The sequence below is a fragment of the Thermomonas sp. genome (assembly GCF_025993755.1).
Classification (GTDB): domain Bacteria; phylum Pseudomonadota; class Gammaproteobacteria; order Xanthomonadales; family Xanthomonadaceae; genus Thermomonas.
This window is the reverse complement of the sequence record NZ_JAMQHN010000139.1, coordinates 1-4643: the sequence shown is the minus strand read 5'-3', so window position 1 is coordinate 4643 and position 4643 is coordinate 1. Positions and strand designations below refer to the sequence as shown.

General features: G+C 62.7%; 4 protein-coding genes. 3 read left to right on the top strand and 1 reads right to left on the bottom strand.

The genetic code is table 11. The annotated features are described in order from the left end of the window. A partial coding sequence (locus tag Q0X16_RS10165; protein WP_297833766.1) for a hypothetical protein occupies positions 1-264 on the bottom strand: 264 nt, incomplete at its 3' end. On the opposite strand from Q0X16_RS10165, the gene Q0X16_RS10160 reads away from it, so the two are divergent. The 3 genes from Q0X16_RS10160 to Q0X16_RS10150 all read left to right on the top strand — a co-directional run. Next, positions 248-1228, top strand: coding sequence for a copper resistance protein B (locus Q0X16_RS10160; protein WP_297833763.1), 981 nt, complete (start codon positions 248-250; stop codon positions 1226-1228). The genes Q0X16_RS10165 and Q0X16_RS10160 overlap by 17 nt on opposite strands. Before the next feature lie 11 nt (positions 1229-1239). Then, a complete protein-coding gene (locus Q0X16_RS10155; protein WP_297833760.1) occupies positions 1240-2358 on the top strand; it encodes a c-type cytochrome in 1119 nt (372 codons plus the stop codon). Positions 2359-2481: 123 nt separating this feature from the next. Then, a partial coding sequence (locus Q0X16_RS10150) for a DUF4396 domain-containing protein (RefSeq protein WP_297833758.1) occupies positions 2482-4643 on the top strand: 2162 nt, incomplete at its 3' end.

The following is a 4643-nucleotide window of genomic DNA, read 5'->3' as shown; positions in this document are numbered from 1 at the left end:
GGCGGTGTGGTGGGCTTTTCTTTGGGGGGTCTTGGCGCTGAGCGCACCGCCTGCGTGCGGTACCTCGTCCACGTATTTTTGTTCCTTGCCGGGATTGTAACACGGCAGCATGTCCGGCATGACGACGCCCGCAGCCCCGAGCAGCACGGCAAAACCGGCGACGAAAACGCCCGTCAAGAAGGCTAAGAAGAAACCAGTTCCCGCTCCGGCGACCTCCGCTCCCAGCCCCATGAACGGCGCGGATGGTATGGACCACAGCGCCATGCCCGGCATGGATCACGACAGCATGCAGGGCATGCAGAAACCCGCCAACCCGGCTGCATCGACGACAACTACCGGCGACATGTCGGGGATGGATCACGGGTCGATGACCGGCATGAGTCCGGAGGCGATGAAAGGAATGGATCACGCTGGCATGGCCGGCATGGATCATGGTGCGATGTCGCAGAAGGACCAGAGCGGCATGGCCGGCATGGGCGCGATGTCGGGAATGACGATGGGCCCCATGCAAGGTGGCAGCCCGCCCCCTGATGCGCGTAGTCCCGACTATTCCGACGGTGTGGGCTACGGCTCCATGCAGGGCATGGACATGGCCGACAACACGCCGCTGGGCATGTTGCTGATCGACCAGTTGGAGGCTTTCCACGGCCGCGACGCGAATGGTCAAGCCTGGGAAGCCGAAGGCTGGTACGGCAACGACACGAACAAGCTGTGGATTCGTACGGAAGGCGAACGCAGCCGCGGAAGGCTGGACGATGGTGCGCTGGAAGCCTTCTGGAATCACAGCATTGCCACCTATTGGGGCACCCAGCTCGGCGCGCGCCAGGATTTCGGCGAGGGTCCGAAGCGGACATGGGCCGCGTTCGGTGTGCAGGGGTTGGCGCCGTACTGGTTCGAGCTGGAGGCCACCGCTTACGTGGGCGCCGGCGGTCGCACCGCCGCGCGCCTGCGTGCCGAATACGAACTGCTGTTCACCCAGCGGCTGATCCTGCAGCCGGAAGCCGAGATCAACCTGTACGGCAAGGACGACCCGCTACGACGCATCGGCAGTGGCGTGTCCGATGTGCAGTTCGGCCTGCGCCTGCGCTACGAGATCCACCGCCAGTTTGCTCCGTACATCGGCGTGAGCTGGGTCCGCCGTGTCGGCACCACGGCCGACTACGCTCGGCAGGATCACGAACCCGTACTCGACCGGCAGATCGTGGCCGGCGTCCGCTTCTGGTTCTGAGGGATTGACCTATGAAAAAGCACAGCGCATACCTCATCACCGTCGCCGTCACCCTGGGGGTCCTGGCCGTCGGTGCCGGCGCCTTCGTCTATTCCGGCCTCTATAACATCGGCGCGGACGACCATCACACCAGGCCGGTGTTCGCCGTGCTGCAAACCCTGCGGAACCGCTCGATCCACCTGCGCTCGAACGATCTGAGCGTACCCAACCTCGAAGACCCGCAACTGATCCTGAAGGGCGCCGGCCAGTACGCGGCGATGTGCACGGGCTGCCATCTTTCGCCCGGTGTGAACGACTCCGAGCTGCGGGTGGGCATGTACCCGCAGCCTCCCAACCTCTCCAAGGTGCACGTCGATCCGAAGGACGCCTTCTGGGTGATCAAGCACGGCATCAAGATGAGCGCGATGCCGGCGTGGGGCAAGGCCGGCCACGACGACCCGACCATCTGGAGCATGGTGGCCTTTCTGGAGAAGCTGCCCGGCATGACGCCGGCCGAATACAAAGCCATCGTGGCCAAGGCGCCGCCGGATGAAGACATGGATATGGACGACGAGGGCGATCATGCCCACAGTCATGGCGGCCACGCCGACGAGGGCGCTCATGCCGCAGCACCAGACATGCAGGGGATGGACATGTCCGGCGACGCTGATCACAACGATAAAGCGGCAGCAGAGGACGGGCACGGTCACACGGCAGCCGCTGCGCCCGCAGCCGAAGCCCCGCTGTCGCTGGACGGTATGAAACCGAAGGCGGTGCCGGAGGCAGAGGCCGTGGCCAAGGCGTTCCACGAAGCCCTGCAGCACGGCGACCGCGCAGGCGTACTTGCGCTGCTAGCAGCCAACGCCACCATCAGTGAGGGCGGCCGTACCCAGACGCGTGACGACTACGCCAATGGCCACCTCGGCGAGGACATCGCATTCCTGAAGAACGCGAAAATCACGCCTGTCTCGCTCGGTTCCATGCCCATGGGCGGTACCGCGATGGTCGGCAGCGAGAGTGACATCCAGACCACGCTCAAGGGCAAGCCGACCACGTTGCGCAGCCGCGAAGTGCTCAGCCTCCAGAAGGACGGCAAGAACTGGAAGATCGTTTCGATCCAGTGGCAATCCACACCGGTGTCGGGAGAATGATCATGAAGCAATGGCTTTCCCGCGCATTCTCGCGCTCCGGCAAGGTTGGTCGACCTTGATGTATCGCGGTGCTAGCCCCGATGGGAACGGGTGCTGCCGGCGCGCAGAATCTAGGATGCCGACATGCTGATCCAACCGATTGATGTTTTCGTCTATGCGTGGCTCGCAATCGCGGTGCTTTCCGCTGCATACGTCGCATGGGATCAGTTCCGCGGTAATCCCGAACCCACCGTGATGAAGTGGGGCTTCGTGTTGGTGACGCTGTACATGGGGCCGATCGGCTTGCTGCTCTACGTGATGGCGGACAAGGAGCCGACGCCGGGCACGCACGAAGCGTTCGTGCGGCCACTGTGGAAGCAGGGTGTGGGCTCGGCCGTGCACTGTGTCGCCGGCGACGCCACCGGCATCATCTTGGCGGCCGTTGTGGTGTCGCTGATCGGCTTGCCGATGTGGGTCGATCTCATTATCGAATACGCGGCCGGCTTCCTGTTCGGCTTGCTGATTTTCCAGTCGCTGTTCATGCGAAAGATGATGGGCGGTTCGTACGTGGAGAACGTGCGAAAGTCCTTCATGCCTGAGTTCATTTCGATGAACGCGATGATGGCCGGTATGGCACCGGTCATGGTGGTTCTCATGATGGGACGCGATATGCGGGCGATGTGGCCGGGCGAACCGCTGTTCTGGTTCGTGATGTCGCTCGGCGTCACGGCCGGTTACGGGTTGTGCTATCCGGTCAACGTGTGGCTGGTGGCGCGCGGCATGAAGCATGGGCTGATGACGGTACGCCCTCCTGCCAGTGCACGACACGATGAGCCATCTCAGATGTCGCAAGGCGCGTCACACGATCATGGGGCGATGGCCTCGATGGACGCCGGCCACAGGATGATGTCAGCGACCACGGGAAAGGATGACGACAAGCGCGGGGCTCCTTCGGACCACAGCATGCACGGCGGAGATAAGAAGCCGACACGCGCACAGCTGGTGGCGGTCGCTGCCTTCACCGGGCTGATGCTGATCGCGGGCACGACGTTACCCTCAGCCTTCTTCAACATGCGGCTTTCCGCTCACGAAGTCGGCAAGCTGATCATGCCGCCGGGCATGATCACCACGCAGGAGACGCCGGCCGCGACCATGCGCGACATGGCAGCCATCGACCCGCGCGATAGCGTGTACACCGCCGCAGTGGATGCGCAGGGCGATCGCCCGCTGCAACCACGGATCGTTGACGGGGTAAAGGTGTTTCACCTCGATCTCGAAGTGATCCAGTGGAGCATCCTCGCCGATCGACCGGTAAACGCCTACGCGGTCAATCGCCAGGTGCCCGGTCCGCGCATCGAACTTGAACAAGGCGATCACGTTCGTTTCGTAGTCACCAACCACTTGCCCGAATCGACCACGCTGCATTGGCATGGACTGATTGTGCCCAACACGATGGACGGTCCGGCCGTGGTCACGCAGAAGCCGATCGCGCCCGGCGCCACCTTCACGTACGACTATGTGGTCGCGCAGGTGGGCACCTACTTTTATCACTCGCACGATCACCCGGATCGCCAGCAGAGCCTCGGCCTATATGGTGCACTGATCGTGCACCCCACCCATAACCCGGACAACCTCAAGCGTCTCGCCGCATTGAATCTGCCATCCGAAGAGGCAACGGCTGCGGCTGATCCAGCGAAAGAAGTGAAAGCCGATCACGAGTACACCCTCTTGCTGCAGGAATGGCTCGTGCGTGACGGCATCACTTATCCGGCAATGAACATGGAAGGTGGTCTGCCCAACTATTTCACGATCAACGGCAAGGCTTATCCGTCCACCGACACGGTAAAGATGCGCCTCGGCGAAACGATCAAGATACGTTTCGTCGGTAGCAACACCAATTTCGTGCACCCGATGCATATTCATGGTGGCCCGTTCACCGTGGTCGCCCGCGATGGGGTGGATCTGCCGCCGGATGCCCAGTTCCAGGCCGACACCGTGAATGTCGGCCCCGGCCAGCGGTACGACGTCATCTGGACCGCGCGCAAGCCAGGTCGCTGGCTGGTGCACTGCCATATCCCGCATCACACGACCAACAACAACCAAGAACAGCAAGGCGGAGGCGGATTGATGATGGTGCTCGACGTGCTTGACGCCAACGGCCGCTCGCTGCCGCTGCCAGCACAGTATGATCACGAAGATGGGTACCCCCGAACGCTACGATGTAGTGTTGCTCGGCTTCGATTGCCCGATACAGGTCTTTTCGAGCCAATGGCCGCGAGGACCAGCGCACCCCGCACCTCGGTTGC